Annotated in this window: 18 protein-coding genes; 11 read left to right on the top strand and 7 right to left on the bottom strand. The window is 72.0% G+C overall.

Going from position 1 to position 23,757, the window contains the following annotated elements:
- Positions 1-5 precede the first annotated feature (5 nt).
- The 3 genes from ACIBBA_RS24100 (at position 6) to ACIBBA_RS24110 (ending at position 2,567) form a co-directional block, all read left to right on the top strand.
- Entirely contained in the window at positions 6-896 is an 891-nt protein-coding gene (locus tag ACIBBA_RS24100) for an ABC transporter ATP-binding protein (protein WP_396700227.1), read from the top strand.
- Positions 893-1,882, top strand: a complete 990-nt coding sequence (locus tag ACIBBA_RS24105) for an ABC transporter permease (RefSeq protein WP_396700228.1) — start codon at positions 893-895, stop codon at positions 1,880-1,882. Before ACIBBA_RS24100 ends, ACIBBA_RS24105 begins: the two co-directional genes overlap by 4 nt.
- A 151-nt stretch (positions 1,883-2,033) precedes the next feature.
- Positions 2,034-2,567: a hypothetical protein gene (locus ACIBBA_RS24110; RefSeq protein WP_396700229.1), complete on the top strand. Its 534-nt coding sequence runs from the start codon at positions 2,034-2,036 to the stop codon at positions 2,565-2,567.
- A gap of 86 nt (positions 2,568-2,653) precedes the next feature.
- On the opposite strand, the gene ACIBBA_RS24115 is transcribed toward ACIBBA_RS24110, so the two are convergent.
- Positions 2,654-3,940 carry a PHB depolymerase family esterase gene (locus ACIBBA_RS24115; RefSeq protein ID WP_396700230.1) on the bottom strand — a complete coding sequence of 429 codons (1,287 nt, stop codon included), beginning with the start codon at positions 3,938-3,940 and terminating at the stop codon, positions 2,654-2,656.
- 239 nt (positions 3,941-4,179) lie between these two features.
- On the opposite strand from ACIBBA_RS24115, the gene ACIBBA_RS24120 reads away from it, so the two are divergent.
- Positions 4,180-5,382, top strand: a complete 1,203-nt coding sequence (locus ACIBBA_RS24120; protein ID WP_396700231.1) for a low temperature requirement protein A — start codon at positions 4,180-4,182, stop codon at positions 5,380-5,382.
- Positions 5,383-5,471: 89 nt separating this feature from the next.
- Here ACIBBA_RS24120 and ACIBBA_RS24125 read toward each other — a convergent pair whose 3' ends face one another.
- From ACIBBA_RS24125 to ACIBBA_RS24140, 4 genes are all read right to left on the bottom strand, one after another.
- The gene (locus tag ACIBBA_RS24125; protein ID WP_396700232.1) at positions 5,472-7,778 is read right to left on the bottom strand and encodes a M64 family metallopeptidase; all 2,307 of its coding nucleotides are present in this window, start codon (positions 7,776-7,778) and stop codon (positions 5,472-5,474) included.
- A 219-nt stretch (positions 7,779-7,997) separates the two neighbouring features.
- Entirely contained in the window at positions 7,998-8,636 is a 639-nt protein-coding gene (locus tag ACIBBA_RS24130; RefSeq protein WP_396700233.1) for a TetR/AcrR family transcriptional regulator, read from the bottom strand.
- Between the two features lie 131 nt (positions 8,637-8,767).
- Positions 8,768-10,147: a glucose-6-phosphate dehydrogenase gene (gene zwf / locus ACIBBA_RS24135; RefSeq protein WP_396700234.1), complete on the bottom strand. Its 1,380-nt coding sequence runs from the start codon at positions 10,145-10,147 to the stop codon at positions 8,768-8,770.
- Positions 10,148-10,286: 139 nt separating this feature from the next.
- Positions 10,287-13,079 carry a M14 family zinc carboxypeptidase gene (locus ACIBBA_RS24140; RefSeq protein ID WP_396700235.1) on the bottom strand — a complete coding sequence of 931 codons (2,793 nt, stop codon included), beginning with the start codon at positions 13,077-13,079 and terminating at the stop codon, positions 10,287-10,289.
- Between the two features lie 278 nt (positions 13,080-13,357).
- Here ACIBBA_RS24140 and ACIBBA_RS24145 point away from each other — a divergent pair, with 278 nt between their 5' ends.
- The gene (locus ACIBBA_RS24145; protein WP_396700236.1) at positions 13,358-14,518 is read left to right on the top strand and encodes a zinc-dependent alcohol dehydrogenase; all 1,161 of its coding nucleotides are present in this window, start codon (positions 13,358-13,360) and stop codon (positions 14,516-14,518) included.
- A gap of 133 nt (positions 14,519-14,651) precedes the next feature.
- Complete coding sequence (locus tag ACIBBA_RS24150; RefSeq protein WP_396700237.1) at positions 14,652-15,881, top strand: zinc-dependent alcohol dehydrogenase; 1,230 nt, start codon at positions 14,652-14,654, stop codon at positions 15,879-15,881.
- Positions 15,882-15,951: 70 nt separating this feature from the next.
- Here ACIBBA_RS24150 and ACIBBA_RS24155 read toward each other — a convergent pair whose 3' ends face one another.
- Positions 15,952-17,820, bottom strand: coding sequence for an adenylyl cyclase (locus ACIBBA_RS24155; protein ID WP_396700238.1), 1,869 nt, complete (start codon positions 17,818-17,820; stop codon positions 15,952-15,954).
- A gap of 170 nt (positions 17,821-17,990) precedes the next feature.
- A complete protein-coding gene (locus ACIBBA_RS24160) occupies positions 17,991-18,503 on the bottom strand; it encodes a winged helix-turn-helix transcriptional regulator (protein ID WP_396700239.1) in 513 nt (170 codons plus the stop codon).
- Positions 18,504-18,615: 112 nt separating this feature from the next.
- Here ACIBBA_RS24160 and ACIBBA_RS24165 point away from each other — a divergent pair, with 112 nt between their 5' ends.
- The 5 genes from ACIBBA_RS24165 to ACIBBA_RS24185 all read left to right on the top strand — a co-directional run bounded on the left by ACIBBA_RS24165 (position 18,616) and on the right by ACIBBA_RS24185 (position 23,751).
- Entirely contained in the window at positions 18,616-19,407 is a 792-nt protein-coding gene (locus tag ACIBBA_RS24165) for an SDR family oxidoreductase (protein ID WP_396700240.1), read from the top strand.
- A 30-nt stretch (positions 19,408-19,437) separates the two neighbouring features.
- Positions 19,438-19,761 carry a nuclear transport factor 2 family protein gene (locus ACIBBA_RS24170; RefSeq protein WP_396700241.1) on the top strand — a complete coding sequence of 108 codons (324 nt, stop codon included), beginning with the start codon at positions 19,438-19,440 and terminating at the stop codon, positions 19,759-19,761.
- A gap of 53 nt (positions 19,762-19,814) precedes the next feature.
- Positions 19,815-20,609 carry an FkbM family methyltransferase gene (locus ACIBBA_RS24175; protein WP_396700242.1) on the top strand — a complete coding sequence of 265 codons (795 nt, stop codon included), beginning with the start codon at positions 19,815-19,817 and terminating at the stop codon, positions 20,607-20,609.
- 90 nt (positions 20,610-20,699) lie between these two features.
- Entirely contained in the window at positions 20,700-23,099 is a 2,400-nt protein-coding gene (locus ACIBBA_RS24180; protein WP_396700243.1) for a PEP/pyruvate-binding domain-containing protein, read from the top strand.
- A gap of 61 nt (positions 23,100-23,160) precedes the next feature.
- A complete protein-coding gene (locus tag ACIBBA_RS24185) occupies positions 23,161-23,751 on the top strand; it encodes a TetR/AcrR family transcriptional regulator (RefSeq protein ID WP_396700244.1) in 591 nt (196 codons plus the stop codon).
- Positions 23,752-23,757: the final 6 nt, after the last annotated feature.

The following is a 23,757-nucleotide window of genomic DNA, read 5'->3' on the forward strand; positions in this document are numbered from 1 at the left end:
CAGAGATGGACGTGGTCCTGGAGGCCGACCAACTCGGCAAACGGTACGGAAAGACCTGGGCGTTGCGAGACTGTTCGCTACGTCTGCCAGCCGGGCGGATCGCCGCCCTCGTCGGCCCGAACGGCGCCGGCAAGAGCACGCTGCTGCACCTGGCGGTCGGCCTGCTCCGGGCCGACGCGGGGGCGGTCCGGGTGTTCGGCGACTCGCCCTACAACAACACGAAGATTCTTGCCGACATCGGGTTCGTCGCCCAGGACACCCCGCTGTTCCGGGACTTCACCGCCGCGGAGCTGGTCGTCGCGGGTGAGAAGCTGAACCGGCGGTGGGACGGAGCGCTGGCCCGTAACCGGCTGGCCCAGCTGGGCATCCCGCCCGACAAGCCGGTCGGCAAACTCTCCGGCGGCCAACGCGCGCAGGTGGCCCTCGCCCTCGCGCTGGCCAAGCGGCCCCGGCTGCTGCTGCTCGACGAGCCGGTGGCCAGCCTGGACCCGCTGGCTCGGCGGGAGTTCCTCCAGTCGCTGATGGGCAGTGTCGCCGACGCCGGCACCACGGTCCTGCTCTCCTCGCACCTGCTGGCCGACCTGGAACGGGTCTGCGACTACCTGATCGTGCTGAACGCCGCCCGGGTGCAGCTCGTCGGCACGGTCGACGAGATCGTCGCCGACCATCGGCAACTCATCGGCCCCCGGCACGACGGCGGCCCGCTCGGCGGGGTCGCGGCGGTGGTCCGGGCCAGCCACACCGACCGGCAGTCCACGCTGCTCGTCCGCACCGACGGGCCGATCACCGATCCGTCGTGGACGGTCCGCGAGGTCAGCCTGGAGGACCTCATCCTGGCCTATCTGGCCGACGGCGACACCACGGCGAGCCACACCGAGTGGGGGGTACCGGCATGATCTGGCTGGCCTGGCGGCAGCACCGTAAGCAACTGCTGTTCACCCTCCTCGGGTTCGCGCTGCTCGCCGCCGTGATGATCCCGATCGGGGTGGCGATGCGGAGCACCTTCGCCGAGCTCGGGCTGCCCGCCTGTGTGCGCGACCTGGCCCGGGCCGACGTGGCACCGGCGACGGTGGAAGCCTGCGAGGCGGGGTACCGCCGGTTCACCAACCGGTACGGTGCCCTGAACCTGGTGGCCGTGCTGCTCGTCATGCTGCCGATGCTGGTCGGCCTCTTCTGGGGCGCGCCGCTGGTCGCCCGCGAGGTGGAGCAGGGCACGCACCGCTTCGTCTGGACCCAGGGGATCAGCCGGCGGCGGTGGGTCCTGGTGAAGCTCGGCCTGGCCGGCGCGGTCGTGCTGACCGCCGCGGTCGGCTACGGGCTGGGCATGTCATGGTGGGTCGACCCGCTGACCCAGGCCGCTCACGAGGGCCGGCTCGGCTACATCGTCTTCGACCTGCAGGGCATCGTCCCGATCGGCTACACCCTCTTCGCGGTGGCGCTCGGCATCTTCGCCGGCACCCTCTGGCGCCGGATGCTGCCCGCCATGGCCATCACCCTGGTCGGCTACGCGGGCGTACGGGCGGCGGTGGCCGTGCTGGCGCGACCGCACTACCAGCCCGCCAGCACCCTGACCTTTCCGGTGACGGGAAACGGCGAACCGATTGGCGGCCGCGGCAACTGGATCCTCTCCAGCGGCGTCCGCAACCCCGACGGACAGATGGTGGTGAGCGACACCCGACTGCAGTGCCCGCCGGGCGCCCTGGGGCCGACCGGCCGAGGCTGCGGAGCCGAGCTCGGCCTCGAGCCCGGCGCCTACAACTGGCAGCTGTACCAGCCGGCGGGGCGCTTCTGGCTGTTCCAGGGCATCGAGACCGGGATCTTCGTGCTCCTGGCGCTGGTGCTGGTCTACGTCGCGGTCCGGGCGATCCGCCGCATCGCGTAGCGCGGACCGACCGAAGGCGGCACCCGGTTCGGGTGCCGCCTTCGCGGTTTGCGGTCCACCCGGCGGGGGCAGGGGCACGGCTCCCCGCGACTCGAATTCAAAATCTGTATAAGGTACGCATAAGGCGTGAACAAGCCGGAGGTTCGGGATGATGCCAGCGGGGGTGGCGAGCGAGCACCACTACCAGGCGCTGCGGTTCGACATCCCGGTCGACCGTTCCTTCGCCGAGTTCCGCCGGCAGTACGAGGCGGCCGTGCCGCCGTACGACGCCGAGGCGTTCAACGCGCTGGTGGTCCGCAAGGCGCCCTGGCCGGAGGTGCTCGACCTGATGCGTGAGCGGGCGCCGTACCGTTTCCTGATCTACTGGAGCACCGGAGATCTGCAGCCGATGATGCGGCTCGCCGGTGACCCGGGGCACTGCGTCGAATACCTGATGGGCAACCACACCACCGCCGAGCGGATGTTCCGCCACGACCCCGCGGTCATGCTCTACGCCCCGCTGCGCACCGCCATCACCAGCGACGACGACGGTGGCGGCACGCGCTTCCACATCGAGCAGCCGAGCCGCGCGTTCGCCTCGTTCGGCAACGACGACGTCGCCGCGGTGGGCGTCGAGCTCGGCCACGAGGTCGCGGCGCTCCTCACCCACCTCGGAGTGCCGGTGCCGGCGGCCCTGGCCGGCTGAGCGCCGCGCTGCCACGCTGGCCGCCCGCCCGCGCGCGGCGGCGGGCGCCGGAACGTCCGGCCGACCCGCCGCCGCGCGCCGACCGGTCAGGTGACCGCGCAGCCAGCGCCGTTCAAGGTGAAGGACGTCGGCCGCCCGGTGTCGCCGGTGTGGGTGGCCTGGAAGCCGATGTTCACCGACGCGAGGGGCGCGATGGTCCTGTTGTAGGAGACGTTGCGGGCGGTCACCGCGCCGCTGGCCGGAGCGTAGGAGGCGTTCCAGCCGCTGGTGATGCCCTGGCCGCCGGGCAGGGTGAAGGCGAGGCTCCAGCCGTTGACCGTCGTGGCGCCGATGTTGGTGATGGTCACCGACGCGGTCAGTCCGCTGTTCCAGGCGTTCACCGCGTACGCCACCCGGCAGGCGGCGCCGCCCGGCGGGGGAGTGGTCGGCGGCGGTGTGGTGGGCGGCGGGGTGGACGTGTCCAGGCCGAAGAAGCGGATCGCCTGGGCGGCGTCGACCGGCAGGTTGTGCGAGACGCCCTGCATGCTGATCGCCTCGACCGGCGCCGTGCCACCGCTGCCGCCGTAGCGGGTTCGGGTGTAGCCGGACTGCGGGGTGTCGGTGTACGTCGGCGTCTGGCCGAGACCGTGCAGGTTGGTCCACTGCTTGATTTCCTCGGTGAAGTTCGGATAGCGCAGTGTCTCGTCGTTCGTGCCGTGCCAGAGCTGCATCCGTGGCCGCTCGCCGGTGTATCCGGGGTACGCGTTGCGCACCAGGTCGCCCCAGGCCTGCGGGGTCCTCACGACCTGGCCGTTGGCGCACTCGCTGTTCCACTCCGAGCCGTTCGTGGTGGCGAAGCAGCCGAACGGCACGCCGGCGAAGGCGGCGCCGGCGCTGAACACGTCGGGATAGAGCCCGAGCAGGACGTTGGTCATCATCGCCCCGGACGACACGCCGGTGGCGAAGATCCGGGCCGGGTCGACGTCGTACCGCTGCCGGACGTGGTTGACCATCGACATGATCCCCACCGGGTCGCTACCGCCGTCCCGGCGCAGCGCCTGTGGGGACGAGACGTCGAAGCACTGGCTGCTGCGGGTCACCGACGGATAGATCACCAGATAGCCGTAGCGGTCGGCCAGGGACGCGAACTGGGTGCCGGAGTGGAACGCCGGCCCGCTGCCGGTGCAGTAGTGGACGGCGACCAGCAGCCCCGGCCGCGGTGCGACCCGGTCCGGCACGTAGAGGTACATCCGCAGGTTGCTGGGGTTGGTGCCGAAGCCGGTCACCTCCGTCAGCGACGCCGCCGACGCCGGGGCGGTGGCGGTCACCGCGGCCAGCAGGGTGAGCGCGGCGGCCGTCAGGGCGGCGCCGAGCAATCTGAGCCGAACTCTCATGGGGTTCCTCCGGAAGGCCGATGCAGGCAGGGGTGCGATCGGGGCTGCCCGGGAGCCCGATCATGTCCGGCTCAGGAACATTCACAAGTATGGATAGCTGTACGGCGGTCTGGCAACTCGCTCGGGCCGGCGCCGCTCACCGTCGGGTGGGGCTGGAGCCCGGCCCGTGTCGGCCCGAAAACCTGAACGTCCGTGGTAGAACTGACCGCAATGGGGGCGCGAATCGGACCAAGACGGACATGCTGACCCGAGCCGGGATCCGGGGCCTGGGGGACAGCACGAGCCCTCGCGAGGCCACCGTCCTGGAGCTGCTCTTCGACATCGTCTATGTCTTCGCCCTCGCCCGCCTCGCCGGACGGGTCGCCGACGACCTGACCATCGTCCGGCACACGCTGCTCTCGGAGGCCGGCCAGACGCTGCTGTTCTTCACCGCGATGTGGATGATCTGGTCCCTCAACGCGCTGATGGCGAGCACGTTCGACCCCCGCCGCACCGACCTTCAGGTGGTGCTGCTGGCCACGATGTTCGGCACGTTGATACTGGCGGTCTCGTTACCGCAGGCGTTCGGCGAGCGAGGCGTGGTCTTCGCCTGCACGTACGTGGTCATCCAGATCGGTCGACCGCTCTACCTGACGCTCGCCCTGCGTGGTCATCCGATGTGGCCGGGGCCGGCCCGAGTGCTGTGCTGGCACCTGGCGACCGGGGTGTTGTGGGTGGGCGGCGCGATCAGCGGCGGCACCGGCCGCGGCGTGTTCTGGACCGTCGCCCTCGCCATCGAGGTGCTCGGCGCCGCCACCAACTGGCCCACCCCGATCAGGGCGATCCGGCGCGGCGGCGTCAGGATCGCCTTTCCGCACCTTGCCGAGCGATACAACCAGTTCTTCATGATCGCTCTGGCGGAGGTGATGGTGGAAACCGGCTTCGCCGTGAGCTTCCCGGGCCTCTCGATCGAGCGGACCGCCATCCTGGTCGCCGCGTTCCTGGCCGTGGTCGCGTACTGGCGGATCTACTTCTACCACAGCGGGCAGATCCGGGCGGCGCCCGCCAACTCCGGCAGCTCGGCCGGCGAGGAGCTGCAACTGTCCCAGTGGGCGAGCCTGAGCCTGCTGCTCATCGTCGGCGGCATCATCTGCACCGCGGTCGGCTTCGGGCAGGTCGTCGAGGACCCGGACCCGCCGATCGACTGGGCGTTGGTGGTCATCATCTTCGGCGGTCCGGCGCTGTTCCTGATCGGGCGAGCCTTCCTTGCGCCGCCGAGTAACGGCAGGCGGCGTTCGTACGTACTCTTCGTCGGTGTGCTGGCGTTGGGCCTGGCGGCGCCACCCATGGTGCTCATGCGACCGCTCGCCGCGGTGGTCACCGCGGCGCTGATCCTGGTCGCGGTCGCCGTCTACGACAGACTGACCTACCGGCGTGCGCCGGAGACCAACCCGGCGCTGTAGCCGGGCCGTGAGCGATCCCGATCACGTTCCCGGCCCCGCCACCGAGCTGCGCAGGTGACGGGGCCGGGACGTGACCGGTCAGCCGGGCGTCACCCCGCGCGGCACTGGCCGGACGCCGCGCCGGAGACGGTGTTCGGCGCGCCGAGGTCGACCGGCGCGGGGCTGTTGCCGGAACAGTGCAGCGTGGTGACCTCGTTGCCGGCGACGATGGGTGCGGTCGTGCCGGTGACGTTGCCGGAGAGCAGCATCGCCCCGGTCACCTCGGTCCCCACCACCGTGACGTGGTCGGTGGTGCCGGTCACCGTGACCGCGCCGCGCACGGTGGTGTTCAACAGCTCGACGGCGTCCGCCCCGGTCGCCGCCAGGCTGCCCGAGATCGAGGACCGCTCGGCGACCAGTGCGGCACCGGGCCGGACGACCACCGCGCCGGAGACGGTCGCCCCGCGCAGGCAGGTGACCCCGGAGGTGACCACCAGCGCACCCGAGTGCCGGCCGGAGATCACGTCGGTGCACGCCGGTGGCGACGGGATCAGCGTGGCCACGAATTCCTTCGCCGCGCCGATGTTGCCGACGGCGTCGATGCCCCGGTACTCGATGGTGTGCCGGCCGTAGCCGGGGGTGCGCGTGGCGAACGGCGACACCGACAGGCCCCCCGAGCCGAGGTTGCCGTAGACCAGGCCGTCGACGTCGGTGCCGGTGGCCGTGAACAGGAAGGGCGCTTGCGCGTCGGTGGGCCAGCCGTAGTAGTTGTGCCACCCGTCGCGGTCCAGGCGGAACTCCGGGGTGACCTGGCCCTGGCCGTCGTCCGTGCCGGTCAGCTTCATGCCGAACGGGCCGTTGTACAGGTACTCGGTGGGCTTGCCGGGCCGGGTCGTGGTGAGCAGCGGCGCGGAGAGGTCGTAGTCGACCTGCGGCCGGGTCGCGTCGACCGTCCAGCTGCGGGTCAGCGACTCGTGCGTCACCAGGTCGCGCACCGTCGCCGTGAGCTGGTGGGTGCCACTTGCCAGATCCAGCGCGGCCAGCTCCAGGTCACCGTCGTGGCCCGGGTTGGCCACCGGCCGGTCGTCGAGGGTCCAGCGCACCGCCGGCACCCGGTCGGTGGGGTGGTTCGCCTGCACGTACACCGTGTCCCGGGCGCCGACCGGGCGGTCGGTCGCGGTGGCCGCGGTGATCGCCAACGCGCCGGCGGCCGGCGAGGTGCTCAGCGCGGTGTCGACGGTCCACGTCCGGCGCTGGGTCAGCGCGGGCGAGTCCCGGATCGCCGGGTCGCGCACGAACGGGGTCGGGTCGGTCACCGTCGCGCTGACGGTGTGCGTCCCGGCGGCGAGGCGCAGCGCGCGCAGGTCGAGGCTGCGGGCGTTACCGGTGCCCGGTACGGCGGCGCCGTCGACGGACCAGGTGACGCTCAGCTCGTGGCTCACCGGGTGCAGGGTCTCCACCCAGACGACCCGGTCGGCGCCGATCGGCCGGTCGGTCGGTGTGGCGTCCTGCAGGATGCCGACCCGGGCGGCGATGCGTTGGGTCATCCGCTCCCGCGCCACCTGGTCGAAGTAGAAGCCCAGCGACTTCATCATCGAGTGCTGGCTCGGTCGCCACACGCCCCGCTGCAGGTACATGCCGCCCTCGTAGCGGCCGATCGTGCCGCCGGACTCGCTCGGCTCGCCCAGCCAGCGCCACCACTTGGCCTGGGTGTCACGCATCTGCTGCTCGGTGAGCACGGTGTGGTGCACGGAGGAGGGCTCGCCCCCGGTGTACGTGTCGCCGGCGACGCCACGGGCGTAGTAGTCGTACTCGTCCTGCAGGCCGCCGAGCGAGTGCCCGATCTCGTGCGGGCTGATCAGCGCGGAGAGCGCATTGCCCCCGGAGGCGGTGGCGTTGGTGCCGCCCGCGCCGCCGTAGGTGTTGCTGTTGGCCAGCGCGATGAGCTGCCGGTTGCCCGGGTTGGTGCCGGTCGCCAGGTTGGCGTAGGTGTTCGCAGCAGCGCCGTCGACCGACAGCAGGCGCTGCACGCTGTTGGGGTTGCAGCCGCCCCAGAAGCCCATGTCCAGCACGGTGTCCCGCTGCGGATCGGTCAGCCCCGGGTCGCAGTCCACGCCGGACTCCGCCGAGGCGATCTCCACGGCGTAGACGTTGAAGTAGCTCCGGTAGGACTTGAACGGCTCGATCGTCCACAGCGTGTTGAGGTGCTTGTCCACGTGCGACCGGAACGTCGGCAGATCCGCCTCGGTGTAGCCGTCGCCCAGCAGCACCAGGTTGAACCGCTTGGCCGGATCCCCGGTGACCTGGATCGGCACCACGGTGGCGCTGCCCACGTCGGCCGCCGACGCCGGTGGCGCGGCCACCATTCCGACGGCGAGCATCGCCGCCACACACAGCCCAGCTCTGATCTTTCGCATGCGCCCCTCCGTCCGCCGGACGCCGGGCCTGTCGCCGGCCGCCCGTCGGGGCGCCCCGCACCGGTCACCGCGTCCGCCATCGACCGCGATCATCCGGACGGTACCCGGGCGGCGGCTGGTCGGACAGCCCCGTCCGATCGCGGCCGACGCATCCGTACGCCGATCACGGAGGCCGGTGCGGGGCACACCGTCCATACCGGACAACGGTGGTGTCGCTCGTCAGGCGGTGAAGGTCTCGATGTAGCCGATCGCCGCGTCGGTCGCTGCCTGCAACGGTGTCGGGGAGCGTCGGACCTGGGTGAGCAGCAGACCGCCCTGGACCGCCGCGAGCAGCGCCGTGGCCAACTGGTCGGGGTCGGCGTGCGCGACGAGCGCGCCGCGCTGGCGCATCCGGTGCAGCCCCTCGCGGATCGGCGCTTCCCACCGGTCGAAGGCCGCGGCGAGGTCGGCGCGGATCGTCTCGCAGGTCTCGACCAGTTCGCTCGCCAGCGAGCCCACTTCGCAGCCGCCCGCGCAGTCGCGCTGCCGCTGCACCTCGACCGTGGCGGCGCACCACGCCCGCAGCGCCTCGATGCTGTCCAGCCGGTCGAGCAGTGGCTGCTGGCCCTTGATGGTCCGCTCGATCTGGTGGCGGATGACGGCGCGCACCAGCTCGTTCTTGTCGCCGAAGTAGTGGTAGATCTGCGAGGCGCTGACCCGGGCCGCCTGCTGCACGTCGGGGATGCTGGTGCCCGCCACCCCCTTGGCGAACATCAGCTCCGCCGCGGTCGCGACGATCCGGTCGCGGGTTCGGCGGCCTGCGGCCGTGAGCCGGGGCGCGGCCGTCGCCGAACCCGCGGGGGCTTCGGCGTCGGTCATCGTCCCAGCGTAGCGCCGGTGCGCGGGCGGCTTCCCGGGCGCGGCGTCGACCTGCGCGCGGCCCGCCGCGGGTGGGTCGGGCGGGCGGGCCCGCGGCGCTGCGGACCCGCCCACCCCACCGACCCGCGGCCTCAGCGCAGGGTCGGCGGGTGCCATCCGCCGGCCATCGCCTCCGCGTCGGCCGGGCCCCAGCTGCCCTTGGGGTACGACGCCACCGGCTCGGTCAGGTCCAGGACCGGCTCGACGATCCGCCACTCCTGCTCAATGGCGTCCTCGCGGGCGAAGCGCAGGTGCCGCCCGTCCAGGGCGTCGTCGAGCAGCCGCTCGTAGGCCTCGCGGCGATGGCCGAGCGCCGCGTCGAAGTCGACCGGCAGCTCAACCGGTCGGGACGACACCTCGGCGCCGGGATCCTTGGCCTGGATCGACAGGGTGATCCCGTCGTTGCGGCCCAGCCGGAAGCGCAACAGGTTCGGCTGGGTGCCGGCCCCGTCGGCGGCCGGGACGAGGTCGCGCTGCGGCGCCTTGAACTCCACCACCACCTCCGTGGCGGTGCCCGGCATCAGCTTGCCGGTGCGCAGGTAGAACGGCACCCCGGCCCAGCGGGGCGAGTTCACCCGCAACCGGGTGGCCACGAACGTCTCGGTGCGGGAATCCGGCGCCACCCCGGGCTCGTCGGTGTAGCCGGCGTACTGCCCCCGGACGGTGGAGTCCGGCGACAGCGGCTCGACCTGGCGCAGCACCCGGACCTCCTCCTCGCGGAAGGCGTCGTCGCCGGCCCCGGTCGGGGGCTCCATCGCGAGCAGGGCGACGACCTGGAGCATGTGGTTCTGCAGCACGTCCCGGGTGGCGCCCATCCGGTCGTAGAACCCGGCGCGGCCCTCGGTGCCGAAGCCCTCGGCGAGGGTGATCTGGACGTTGTCGATGTGTTCGGCGTTCCAGAGCGGCTCGAAGAGCCGGTTGGCGAAGCGGAAGACCCGCAGACCCTCCACGGACTCCTTGCCGAGGTAGTGGTCGATCCGGAAGATCCGCTCCGGCGCGAAGGCCGCCCGCAGGGCGTCGTTCAGCTCGTACGACGACGCCAGGTCGTGGCCGAACGGCTTCTCGACGACCACCCGGCCGCGCGCGGCCAGCCCGACGGCGGCCAGGCCGTCGACCACCGCGCCGAAGACGGTCGGCGGGATGGCCAGGTAGAAGAGCGGCCGCTCGGCGGTGCTGAGCGCCTCGGCGAGGTGCTGGTAGGTGGCCGGGTCGGCGTAGTCACCGGAGATCATCGTGAGGTTCCCGGCGAGCCGGTCGAAGGCCTCGTCGTCGACGCGGTCGTTCGCCTCGACCACCGACTTGCGGGCCGCCGTGATCAACTGCTGGTCGTCCCAGCGCGATCGGGCCACCCCGATGACCGGCAGGTCCAGCCGACCGCGTCGGGTCAGCTCGTAGAGCGCCGGGAACAGCTTCTTGGCGACCAGATCCCCGGTCACGCCGAAGAACACGACAGCGTCTGAGCGCAGCTCCATGGCTACCATCACCTCATCTTGGAATCAGCTTTCCAAGAGTGCGGCGCGCGTGCGACGGCGTCCATCACCCGAGGCGTGAGCTGCACGACACGGATCGGCGGTGGCCCGACCGGGTTGGCCGGACCACCGCCGGGGCAGGTCAGCCCACCACGGACCGCAGCGGAACCCGGGCGTCCCGCAGGGCACGGACCAGGTCACCGAGGAAGGGGTGCTCGTCCACCTGGAGTCCCGCCGGGTTCGGAATCACCAGGTAGGCCGAGCCGCCCGCCACGGACGTGCGGGCCGCGCCGGTGAACCGGTCGACGACCGACCGGGTGCGGGCCAGGTCGGCGCTGGCCACCTCGATGGTGATCGGCCGCCACTCGCCGCCGAGATCCGCCGCGGCCGGTGCGGCCGCGGCCCGGGCGCGGGCCGGATCGACCCCTGCCGCGGTCGGCGGCGCGCTGCGCTCGCTCGCGCCGACCGTCGCCGGGTAGAGCAGCGCGTTGGCCACCAGGTGCAGCCCGTTCTCGTTGTAGGCCCGGAAGAGCGGGTTGAACGCGAACAGCACCGCCCGGCCGGAGCCGGTCGGCTCGTCGACCACGGCCGCCGTCCCGCGCAACGCGTCGGCGCCGACGGTGTAGCCGTTGGCCCAGAACGTGTCGCCGGTGGGATAGCTGAGTACGTTCGTGCCGGTGGTGCTCCTGCTCAGGATGGGGTCGCTGTTGTTGAACTCGAAGTCCTCCGCCGGTCGGCCGGCCGCGACCGGGCTGTTCCGGTCGACGTCGACCCGCAGGTGCGAGCCGAGTACCTGGTAGCCGGTGGGCTTCGCCACCTCGGTGGTGGAGGTGAGCCCGGCGGCCCGGGCCAGCCGGGTGCCCTCGTTGCGCAACCCGAGGTAGGTGTGCCCCTGGGCGATCCAGGCGCGCAGGTTGGCCTGCCCGGCGGCGGTGAGCCCGCCGGTCGGGTTGCTGCCGTCCGGCACCAGCAGCACCGTGCGCCCGGTGAACGCCGCGGTGTTGTCGTTGATGTCGGCCGTGGTCACCGGGGTGAGGTCGAGGCCCCACCGCTCGCCCAGCACGTACCGGGCCTCGCCGTGCGAGCCGGAGGTGGTGGAGATGCCGGCGCCCTGGAACAGACCCACGTCGGGCAGCTCCAGCCGGGTGCCGGTGGCCGGCCCGCCCGGCGTCAGGGTCACCCCGAGCGACTCGGCGAGATCGTCGACCGTACGGGTCAGCCTGGTCGCGGCCAGCCGCACCACGCTGGTCTCCAGGTCACGCACCAGCGGTACGCCCCGGCCGAGCAGCTGGAAGGTGAACTCGGCCGCCGCGGCCGAGTCCAGCCGGTAACCGTACGAGCCCCAGGGCCAGGCGGCGGAGGTCCTGCCGCCGGAGATTTCGCGTACCAGCTGGGCCTTCGGCCGCACGTCGTCCCCGGTGTAGATGGTCGGCACGCCCATCAGCAGTGGGTTGCTCCAGGACGAGACGTCGTAGAAGTACGGGAACGGGGTGTAGGGATCCTCGCCCATGATCGCCTGGATCCAGTGCTTCTGCGGCTGGTCCATCGGGATCCAGTACGCGCCCTTCGGCACGGTGACGTTGGTGGCGCTCCGCCCGCCGAAGACCCGCGCCGTCGGCACCCGGGTCGGCCGCGTCACCTCGTAGACCTCGACGTCCATCCGGCGCAGCCGCTCGACCAGCTGCCGTACGTCGGCGAGCTGCCGGTCGGGCAGCAGGAAGTACGACCGGATCTTGATGTCCGGCACCGGGAACTGGACGGTGTTGGTGGGTTGGACCACCTCGTTCGGCTCCAGCGCGCCGGCCCGGCCCTGGGCGAGCGCGTCCGTCCAGATCCGGTAGTAGTCGGTCAGCACCTCGTGCTTGTTGGCGGCGGCCCAGCCGAGGGTGGACCACTGGGTGTGGAACTGCTGCTGGACCCGGTCGGCGACCGCCGACGCGCTGCCCTTCTCGAAGGTCATCCCGGCGGCCCCGAACCCGGCGGCCGGAACGGTGTCGCCGTAGCCCATGAAGAAGAGGTCGTAGGTCGAGTAGTTGAAGTAGCACTCGGTGGTCACGACGTCGTCGCAGGCGCCGTTGTAGCCGAAGCCCGCCTTGTTGGACTCTCCGATCCGGTTGATCCAGTCGACCGCCTCGCCGGCGATCTCGTGGTGGATCGGGTCGGCGTTGGGCGGGAAGAAGTACTGCCGCCCGCCCATCTCGTGGGCGTCGATGAAGACCTGCGGCGGGTAGCGCCGCATGAGCTCCAGCTTGCTGTCGGTCTCCTGCTGGGTGCGGGCGAACCAGTCCCGGTTCAGGTCGAAGCCGAACTCGTTCTGCCGCCGGTTGGCGTCCCGGCCGTCGGGGTTCTGGGTGGGCACGATGATCGTGACCAGGTTCTCGTTGCGCTGGGCTACCTGGCAGGACAGGCCCGCGGCCAGCTCGTACAGCGTCTTCAGCGCCGCGTCGGCGCCGCTCTTCTCGCCGCCGTGCACGTTGCCGGCGACCCAGACGATGGCCGGGCGGTCGGCTGCGGTCCCGGCGGCCTCCCGCCGGCTGGTGCGGCGCGGGTCGCGCAGCTCCCGGATGTCGTCGGCGATCGACCGCAGCGCGGCGGGCCGGACGTTGCGCTCGTGCGACACGACCGCGTACGGCAGGGGCTGGCCGAGCACGCTGTTGCCCAGTACGCCGGTGACCACCCGGTTGGAGGCGCTGTCAACGGCGCCCAGGTAGGTCCGGATCTCGTCGTTGGTCACCACCCGCTCCTGCCCGACGCCGAGCGGGAAGCCGAGCACGGCCTCCGGGCTGGGCACGGTGGACAGTCGGGCGGTGGGGTCGGTGCTGCACGACGCGGGGGAGGACGGCCGGGCCGCGGCCGGCGCACCGCCCAGCAGCGGTGTCATGCCGACCAGGAGGGCGATCGTGGCGGCGCTCGCCAGCCGGCGTGCGGGGGTCATCCGGAGTGGACGCTTCGACGGGGCCATGCAGGTTCCCTTCTCGGGAATGGCTCACATTGATCGGAGCCTATGACCTGCGGTTTTGCCGGTCAAGATCTCGATGAGGGCGACGGGTGGTGTCGCTGCCGGAATGCTGCCCGCTCGGCCGATCAGGATGTGACGGTGCCATGGGCGTACGTGCGGTTTGCGGGCGCCGGTCGGGGGCACCCGGCGGGGGAGCCGCGGTGGCCGGTTTTCACGGCGGAACCGACGCGGCAGGGCTGCCGAGAGGGGCGACTGTGAAGGCCGTGGTGTGGCAGGGCGCCGCCGAGCTTCGCGTGACCCAGGTGCCGGACCCGCAGCTGCGAAACGAGCAGGACGCCATCATCCGGGTGCTCAAGAGCGTCACCTGCGGATCCGACCTGCACCTGCTGGGCGGGCGCCTCCCGTTCCCGCGGCGCGGCGACGTCCTCGGCCACGAGTTCCTGGGCGAGGTGGTCGAGGTCGGTCCGCGGGTGCGCAGGCACCGGGTGGGCGACCGGGTGGTGGTCTGCTCGTTCATCTCCTGCGGCCGGTGCTGGCACTGCCGGCAGGAGGAGTACTCGCTCTGCGACAACGCCGACACGGAAGCGACCGCGGGCTTCGCCCCCGGCGGCTGCTACGGCTCCTCGCCCGCGCTCGGCGGCTTCGCCGGCAGCCACGCCGAGTACGTCCGGGTGCCCTACGCCGACCAGGGCGCCTTCAACGTCCCGGACGGGGTGAGCGACGAGCGGGCGCTCTTCGCCTCCGACTCCGCCCCGACCGGCTGGATGGGCGCCGACCTCGGCGGCGTCAAACCGGGTGACGTGGTCGCGGTCTGGGGCGCGGGCGCGGTGGGCCACCTGGCGGCGAGCGCGGCGGTGCTGCTCGGCGCCGAACGGGTGATAGTGATCGACCGGCTGGACGACCGGCTGGCGATGGCCCGGACCCACCTGGACGTGGAGACGCTCAACCATCGGACCCAGGACGTCGGCGGTGAGCTGCGGGAACACAGCGGCGGGCGCGGCCCCGACGTGTGCATCGAGGCGGTCGGCACGCAGGCGCCCAGCACCGGGCCGCGGTCCTGGTACGGCCGGGTCAGACGGCAGCCGCGCCCGGGGCCGGACCGGCCGGTCGCGGCCCGGGAGGCGATCCGCCACTGCCGCAAGGGTGGCAGCGTCTTCCTGCTCGGCGGTCACGCCGGACCGGTGGACAGGTTTCCGCTCGCGGAGGTGGTGAACAAGGGCCTCACCCTGCGCGGCGCCCGGCAGCACGGGCAGCGCTACATCCCGATGCTGCTGGAGCGGATGGCCCGCGGCGAACTGGTCACCGAACATCTCGCGACGCACACCATGCCGCTCGACCAGGCCCCGCAGGGCTACCAGCTGTTCCAGAACAGGCTCGACGGTTGCGTACGGGCGGTCTTCGAGCCGGTCGGGTGAACCTCTCCGACATCGGCCCCGGCTCTGCGCCGTTTGCTGGGCGACGGCAGGGGTAGCCGCCGGGAGCAGAGCGGGAACCCGGGTGGGCCAGCGCCCAGAAGACCGCCTCGTGCTCGGAAGGGGAGACCTGTCGATGAAAGCAGTCGTGTTCCATGGCCCGGGTGACATCCGCCTCGACACTGTCGCCGAGCCCAGGATCGAGCAACCGGCCGACGCCGTCGTACGCATCACCACCGCGGCGATCTGCGGCACCGACCTGCACTTCATCCGGGGCACGGTGCCCGGTATGAAGCCGGGCAGGATCCTCGGGCACGAGGGTGTGGGAGTGGTCGAAGAAATCGGTCCTGACGTCCGCAACCTCAAGCGCGGCGACCGGGTGCTGGTCTCCGCCGTCCTCGGCTGCGGCTCGTGCGCCTACTGCCGTCGCGGCTACTTCGCGCAGTGCGACGACATCAACCCGTACGGCCCCCGGTCCGGCACCGGCTCCTTCGGATCTCCCGACCAACAGGGCCCGTTCAACGGCCTCCAGGCGGAGTACGCCCGGGTTCCGTGTGCGCACACCAACCTGTTCCGGCTCCCGGATTCGGTCTCCGACGCACAGGCCATTCCACTGTCGGACATCTACCCCACCGGCTACTTCGGCGCGGTCATCGCCGACGTGTCGGACGGCAACGTGGTGGCGGTCTGGGGCTGCGGGCCGGTCGGACAGTTCGCCGTCCTCTCCGCGTTCCAGCGCGGCGCCGCCCGGGTGATCGCCGTCGACGGTCACGCCGACCGGTTGGAACGGGCGCGGGCGCTCGGCGCGGAGGTGGTCAACTTCAACGAGGTCGACCCGGTTGAGGCGATCATGGAACTGACCCTCGGCATCGGCGTCGACTGTGCCATCGACGCGGTGGGCGTCGACGCGGAGAGTGCCAAGTCCGGGCCCGCCGCCGCCTCGGCCCGCCAGGCGGACGAGCGGCACCGCGAGGAGTTGCGGCGGATCGCCCCCGAGACCAACCAGCAGGACGGACGCTGGAAGCCCGGCGACGCGCCGAGTCAGGCCCACTTCTGGGCGATCGACAGCCTGGCGAAGGCCGGGACCCTGGGCGTCGTCGGGGTGTATCCGGTGACCGACACGTACTTTCCCATCGGCACCGTGCTGAGCCGCAACCTCACCGTCAAGGCCGGGAACGGCAACCATCCTCGCTACATCCCGCGGCTGTTGGCCATGGTCGAGACCGGTCTGGTCGATCCGGCGAGGATGCTGACGCAGCACGAGCCGTTGAGCGACGCGCTCGCCGCCTACCGCGAGTTCGACCTGCGCAGCCCCGGCTGGCTCAAGGTGGTGCTGGAGCCCAGCCCGGTGCTGCAACGGGCCTGACCGGGCCGGATGCGACGAGGTGGGCCGGAGCTTCGGAAAGCTCCGGCCCACGTCGGCATGGCGGGACTTCCTACGAGACGGGGTACTCCGCCAGGTAGACCGGTGCGCCGACCCGGTTCATGTCGGCCGCCTCGCCCACGCCGTTGACCACGTGGTCGATCGTGCCGGCGCTCAGGTTGACGGTCATGATGTGGTGCAGCCGCACACCTGGCCGCTCCGGGACCTCGAAGCCGTTCTCGGTGTGGATCGACGGGTTGTTCTGGTTGAAGACGTAGACCCCGCCGCCGTGGAGCGTGTGCCTCCGCACCCGGTCGCCGACCTTGTACCCGGCCCAGCCCTCGACGTCGCCGTTCATCCAGTCGGCCTGCGTCGGCGGGTCGTACGGCAGCTCGTTCTGGTAGAGGATCGTCGTGCCGTCGTCGCCGTTCCACACCGTGTTGTAGCGCTGGAAATGCTCCACGAAGAGGCCGGTCGCCGTCACGTGGTCGCCGTTGATGACGGCCCCGTAGCGACCGGTGTTGGTGCGCCAGCGCTCGGTGTCGCCGTTGACGCCCTCGGTGAAGCCCTCCACCCCGTGGTCGCCGCGCCAGACCCACGTGTGGTCGATGAGCACGTGGTCGCTGTTGACCTCGAGCGCGATGTTGGTCCGGCCGATGTGCGGCCCACCGACCCGGAAGTACACGTCGGAGAGGGTGATCGGGTTCGACGGGGTGCTGGCGTTGCGCCCGTGCTTCTGGCCCACCCGCAGCAGCACCGGCGACTCCCGCAGGCCGGCGTCGATGGTCAACCCGGCCACGATCACCCCGGGCACGCCGGCGACATCGAGCGGCACCGAGCCGTTCACGGCGGTGAGGGTGGTGTGGCCCAGGCCGAGGAGCACCGTGTTCGGGCGCTTGACCTCGATGCCGTGGGCGATGTCGTACACCCCGGGGGTGAACAGCAGGTGCTTGCCGCGGGCGAGCTGGCTGTTGATCACGCGTACCGAGTCGGACGGCCTGGCCACGAAGAAGTCGTCGATCGGGATGGTGCGGCCCGGCGTCATCCCGTCGGCCCAGGAGACGCCCCGGCTGTCCCGCTGCGCGGCGGGCACCCGCACGTTGTACCTGCCCTTGCCGTCCACGAAGAGGTAGGGCTTCTCCCGGCTGAGCGGGGTGCTGTCGAGGGTGGTGTACGGCGGGTCGGGGAAGCCGGCGTCGTCCGGGGCGCCGACGACGCCCGCGAAGACCTGGTTCCACACCCCGTTGGACCAGCTGGCGACCTCGCTGTTGCGGGTCAGCCACTGCTGCTGGGAGCCGTTGGTGGTGGCGGGCAGCCGCGAGTCGGCGATGAAGCCGCCGCTGGCGTACTGCGGGCCGGCGGTGCAGTAGTCCATCAGGGAGAGTCCGCCGCCGTTGATGTTCAGCCGGCGCATCGACACCGCCTGGGAGACGGCCCAGAAGTTCGCCGAGGACCGGCAGCCGTCCTGCCCCGCCGCGTTGACGGTGAGCGAGAGGTTGGACAGCGTGCGCCAGAAGTTGACCAGCGCGATGCAGTTGCCGGTGCCGCCGCCCTCGAGGCAGCGGTTGTAGACCTCGATCTTGCCGTTGATCTGGACGTCGGTGGGGGACGCGCCGAGGCCGGCGACCTCGGTGTAGTAGCCGACCTTGATCTGCAGCGGCTGCTCGGGGGTGCCGTAGCTGCCCGGCTTGAACAGGTACGCGTACCGCTCGGTGCCCATCTCGTTGCTGACCTGTCGGGCGTGCGTCGCGTCGAGCGTCGCCTGGATCTCGCTGACCGGCATGCTCGGGTCGAAGATGGTCACGTTGGGTCCGAAGTCCGGCGGACCGTGCCGGGGCGGGGTGGCGGTTGCCGCCGTGCCCGTCGTGCTGACCGCGGTCGTCAGCACGACGCCGAGGATGAGCGCCCGGCCGAGTCGCCGAACGCCGAGGGACTGGGTCATCCGGTTCGTCCTCTCCGCCGCGCCGGAGAACGGGCTCCGGGCGCGGTGACGTGGGGTGGGGGAGCGCGCTGTGAGAGCGCTCTCCGATCCGTCCGACTTGTATCACGCGGTAATAAAGGGATCGGCATGTTTCTACCCGGTAAACCGCCGATGCGCTACAGCCGGGCGGGTCAATCACGCTCGTTCGGCGGCTGCTCCGGAACCACGCCCGCGTAGCGGGTGCGCATGATCTCGCTCGCCGCGGGGCCGGCGGCGAAGACGAAGTTCTCCGGATCCAGCCGGCGGCCGGTGGTCCGGTCCACCACGACCGGCTCGACCTCGGTGCCGGTCTCCCGGTCGACCAGGATCATGCTGCGCTGCTCGGGCTGGAGCCGGGAGTTGCCCCAGGCGGCGAGCGTCACGATCACCGGGCGCAGGCTGCGGCCCAGCTCGGTGAGGACGTACTCGTAGCGGTCGGGGTGGGTCTGGTAGCGGCGGCGCTCCAACAACCCGTTGGCGGTGAGCGTCCGCAGCCGGCTGGTCAGGATGCTGGAGGAGATCTTGAGGTTCTCCTGGAACTGCTCGAACCGGGTGTAGCCGTCGAAGGCGTCGTGAAGGATCAGGAGGGTCCACCACTCGCCCACCACGCCGAGCGTCGCGGAGAGCGGGCACTCCCGGTCCTCCAGCCGGATCTTGCCTGCCATGGTTGCCCTCCCGAGTAGGTGCTAATGTCGAAGCGACTTACTTCTAGTTCAGCAGTAACTGTACGACGCCGTCGCGCGTCCGTCTCGTGCTGCCCACCGAGGGGAAGAGACCATGACCGAGACCCTGGCGGACCGCGACTCCCTGGCCGGCCGACGGGCCCTGGTGACCGGCGGCTCCAAGGGGGCCGGGGCGGCGATCGCCGACCGGCTGCGCGAGGCCGGGGCGACGGTGTGGGTCACCGCGCGCAACCAGCCGACCGACTACCCGCACCCCGACCTGTTCATCGCCGCCGACACGGCCACCGTCGGCGGCGCGGAGACGGTCGCCGACCGACTGGCCGCCGTCGGCGGCGTGGACATCCTGGTGCACGTGGTGGGCGGCTCACACGCCCCGGGCGGCGGATTCGCCGCGCTGGACGAGGCGACCTGGCTCGAAGAGCTGAACCTGAACCTGCTCGGCGCCGTCCGGCTCGACCGCCGGCTGGTACCCGCCATGATCCAGGCCGCGCGGGGCGCGATCGTGCACGTCTCCTCGATCCAGCGGCGCAAACCGCTGTACCAGGCGACCCTGGCGTACGCCGCGGCGAAGTCCGCGCTGAGCACGTACAGCAAGGGGCTCGCCAACGAACTCGCACCGCAGGGCGTCCGGGTGAACAGCGTGGCACCCGGCTTCATCCAGACCACGGCGGCCGAGGCGCTGATCGAGCGGCTCGCCGCCGCGTCGGGCGTCGACCGCGAGGCCGCCCTCGGGCAGCTCATGGCGAGCCTCGGCGGCATCCCGCTCGGTCGCCCCGCCTACCCGGCCGAGGTCGCCGACCTGGTCGCCTTCCTCGTCTCCGACCGCGCCTCAGCGATCGTCGGTGCCGAGCACGTCATCGACGGCGGCACCGTCCCGACCGTCTGACCCGTCCCACCACCGCCAAGGAGCAGCAGCATGACCACCGCACCCGACCTCATCCGCCGCTACTTCGAGTTGGCCGGCCAACCCGACAAGGATGCCTACTTCGCCCTCTTCGCCGACGACGCGGTGGTCGAGGACGAGGGGAAGACGTACCGGGGCATCGAGGAGATCCGTGTCTGGCGCCGTGAGGTGCCGCTGGTGTCGTACGAGATCACCGACGTGCGGGACACCCCGGAGGGCACGGTGGTGACCGCCACCATCACCGGCGACTTCCCCGGCAGTCCCTTCGCCGGCCTGCGGTTCCGCTTCGAGGAGTACGACGACAACCACGTCCGGCGGCTGGGCATCGCCCCCTGACGGGCTGGCCGGAAGTGAACCCGCCCGCGCGCGGCCCGGGTTAGATTCCGCCAGTGGACCCCCGAACCGGTGCGATCGAGGCCTTGAAGAGGGATCCGGAGACCGTCTCGCTTCGCCGGTCGCTGGAGGTCTACTACGGCGACCCGGCCCGCGAGGCGGCCATGGACGCGTTCTACGCGCGTTTCGTCCGGCCCGGAGACCTGGTGTTCGACGTCGGCGCGCACGTGGGTGACCGGGTCGGCAGCTTCCGCCGGCTCGGCGCCCGCGTGATCGCCGTGGAACCGCAGCCACCCTGCGTCCGGGCCCTGCGGGCGATCTATGCCCGGGATCCCGGAGTGACCGTGGTCGAGGCGGTCTGCGGTGGCCAGGCCGGGCGGATCCCGTTCAACGTCAACTCCGCGAACCCCACGATCTCGACGGCCTCGCCGCTCTTCATCCGGGCGGCGGACGGCGCGGCCGGGTGGGCGCACGAGCGGTGGGACGAGCGGATCGAGGTCGACTCCGTCACCCTCGACGGCCTGATCGCCGAGCACGGCGCGCCCGCCTTCGTGAAGATCGATGTCGAGGGCTTCGAGGACGCGGTGCTCAGCGGTCTGACCCGCCCGCTGCCCGCGCTCTCCTTCGAGTTCACCACCATCGAGCGCGAGGTCGCGCAGCGGTGCCTGCGCCGGCTGACCGCGCTCGGCGTGCACGCCTACAACGTCGCGCTGGGCGACACCATGGCGCTGGCCTCCGGGCAGTGGATGTCCGCCGCGCGGATGGCGGCGTACCTGCGGTCACTGCCGCACGAGGCGAACTCCGGCGACGTCTACTGCGTGTCGCGCTCCCACCCCCGGGGCCCCGACTGAGCAGGCGCGCGGGGGTTCGCATTGCACTTGCATCGTGAAACGCGTACCGTGTTTCGCGATGCACTTGTATTGCAAAGAAGGGGCACCCTCATGCACGTGATCGCACTCTCCGAGCTGACCGGCGGGATGATCGACCTGGTCGGCGGCAAGGCGGCCGGGCTGGGGGAGCTGATCCGGCTGGGCGAGCGGGTGCCCGAGGGTTTCTGCGTCACCACCACCGTCCACCAGGCGGGGGTCCTGCCGGAGGCCGAGATCGAGGCGGCGTACCGGCAGCTCGGTGGCGGTCCGGTGGCGGTGCGCTCCAGCGCCACCGCCGAGGACCTGCCCGACGCCAGCTTCGCCGGAGTGCAGGACACCTTCCTCGGCGTCGAGGGCGTGCCCGAACTCCTCTCCGCGATCGAGAAGTGCTGGCACTCGCTGCACGCCGCGCGGGCGGTCGCCTACCGCGATGCCCACGACATCGACCACCGGGGCGTACGGATGGCCGTGGTGGTGCAACGCATGATCGAGCCGACGGTCGCGGGGGTGCTGTTCACCGCCAACCCGGTCACCGGCCGCCGCACGGAGATGGTGGTGGAGGCCGCCGCCGGACTGGGCACGACCGTGGTCGACGGCACCGCCGATGTCGACCGGTACGTCCTCGACGTCGCCTCGGGCCCCGACCGTGGGGTGCTGACCAATGCCCAGCTCGGCGAGCTGCGCCAGGTCGGCGAGCGACTCCAGCGCCAGCTCGGCAGCCCGCAGGACGTCGAGTGGGCGTACGACGGGCAGGGCGCGCTGTGGCTGCTGCAGTCGCGACCGATCACCACCCTCTTCCCCCTCCCACCGGCCAGCGACGACCCCGAGCCCCGCGTCTACCTGGAGTTCGGTCACGTGCAGGGCATGCTCCAGCCGGTCACCCCGATGGGCATGTCCACCCTGAAGTCGCTGGTGGCGGGGATGTTGGCCGGGTTCGGGCTCAAGGTCGAGATCACCGACATCGGCGGGCGGCTCTACGGCGACCTGACCGACCTGGTCCGCCGTCCCGCCACCCGCAAGCGTCTGGTCAGCCTCATGGCGGTGGACTTCGGTCCGCGCGCCCAGGCGGTGATGGAGCAGGTGCTCGCCGATCCCCGCTTCGCGGCGCGCCCCGTGGGCCGATCCGCCGGGGCCGGCGCCGCTCCGAGCGCGCGCACCGCCGTCCGGGCGCTCGCCGGGGTCACCCGGGCGCTGGCCCGACCCGACGCCGCGCGGACCCGGTTGTTTCGGGAGATCGAGCGGCTCGAGGCGGGGTCGGCCGCCCCGGACGGGCTCGCCACCGCCGCCGACCGGCTGCGGTTCGTGCAGGAGCAGGACCCGACGGCGGGCCCGGACGACATCGTCTGGCCGATCGTCGCCGGCATGCTGGCGGCCACACTGCCGGTCCGGCTGCTGCGCGGGGTGGCCAGCGAAGACGAGATCAACACGGTGCTGGGTGGCATGCCGCACAACGTCACCATCGAGATGGATCTGGCCCTGTGGGGGGTCGCCGAGCGGGCCAGGGAGCACCGGGATCTGCTGCTCGGCACCCCGCCCGCGGAGCTCGCCGACCGGTACCGGCAGGGGGCGCTGCCCGACATCGGGCTGTCGGCGTTCCTGGCCCGCTACGGCCACCGCGCGGTCGCCGAGGTCGACCTCGGAGTCCCACGGTGGGACGAGGACCCGGCGCCGGTCTTCGCGATGATCGCCAATTATCTGCGGCTCACCGACCCCGAGCAGGCGCCCGACCGGCGCTTCGCCCGGGCGGCGTCCACCGCCGAGGCCACCCTCGACCAGGTCGTCGCGCGGGCCCGCCGTCGGCGGCCGGTGCGGGGTCGCCTTGCCGGCTTCCTGCTGCGTCGGGCGCGGTCGCTGGCGGGCCTGCGGGAGGCCGGCAAGTTCGGCGGTCTGTACCGGCTGCGCGAGGTGCGCCGGCAGTTGCTGCTGATCGGCGCCGAACTCGCGGACGGCGGCCTGCTGGCGCAGCCGGCGGACATCATGTTCCTCACTCTCGAGGAGGTGGCGGCGGCCGTGCACCAGCACGCCGATCAGCGGGTCACCGTCGCCGCCCGCCGGGCCGTGCACCAGCGGGAGCTTCGCCGCAGGACGGTGCCGGTGGCCGTACTCTCCGACGGCACCGACCTCGAGGCGGTCCTGCCGGCTGCGGCCGCCCCCGACGGGGCGCTGCGCGGCGTGGGCGCCGCGGCCGGGGTCGCGACCGGCCGAGCGCGGGTGGTCCACGACCCGGCCACTGCCCACCTCGAACCCGGCGAGATCCTGGTCGCACCCACCACCGATCCCGGCTGGACGCCGCTCTTCCTGACCGCCGCCGGGCTGGTCACCGAGACCGGCGCGGTGATGGCGCACGGCCCCACGGTCGCCCGCGAGTACGGCATCCCCGCCGTCATCTGCGTCCCGGGCGCCACCCGGGCGATCCGCACCGGGCAGATCATCACGGTGGACGCCGCGGCCGGCACGGTGACCCTGGGGTGACCCGGCACGCCGCCCCGCGACGATCACGACCCGCCCACCTCGTCATGACAGCATGGGAGCCATGCCCAAGAAGGTCGACCGCCACGAGCGGCGCACGCTCATCGCCGACGCGTTGATGCGGGTCGCCGCGCGGCAGGGCATGGAGGCGGTCAGCCTGCGCCACGTGGCGAACGAGGCTGGGGTGTCACCGGGCATGGTCCAGCACTACTTCCGCACCAAGGACGAGATGATGGCCTTCGCCATGACCGTCGTGCGGGAGCGCAACCAGGCCCGGGTCACCGAGGCGATCAGCCGGCTGGGGGAGCAGCCGGCGCCGCGGGCGCTGCTGCGGGCGATGATCACCGCGGTGCTGCCGTTGACCGAGGAGTCGCGCATCGACGGGCGGGTCGCGCTGGCGTTCCTCGCCTACACGGCGGTACGTCCCGACGCCGCCGCCGGCATCGGCGCGGACACCCAGCAGATGCTGGGCTTCATGGCGGGCCTGCTCCCGGGCCCCGACCGGGACGGGCGTGCGGCCGGCCTGCTGGCGCTCATGGAGGGCCTGGGCGTCTACCTGCTCGGCGGGCACTACACCGCCGAGCAGGCGCTCGCCGCGCTGGACGCGCAGCTCGACATCGTCTTCGCCGCGTCCGATCTCGCCGAGGCCCGCTAGCGGCGT

This window comes from Micromonospora sp. NPDC051006, from assembly GCF_044456245.1.
In the GTDB taxonomy this organism is placed as follows: Bacteria; Actinomycetota; Actinomycetes; order Mycobacteriales; family Micromonosporaceae; genus Micromonospora.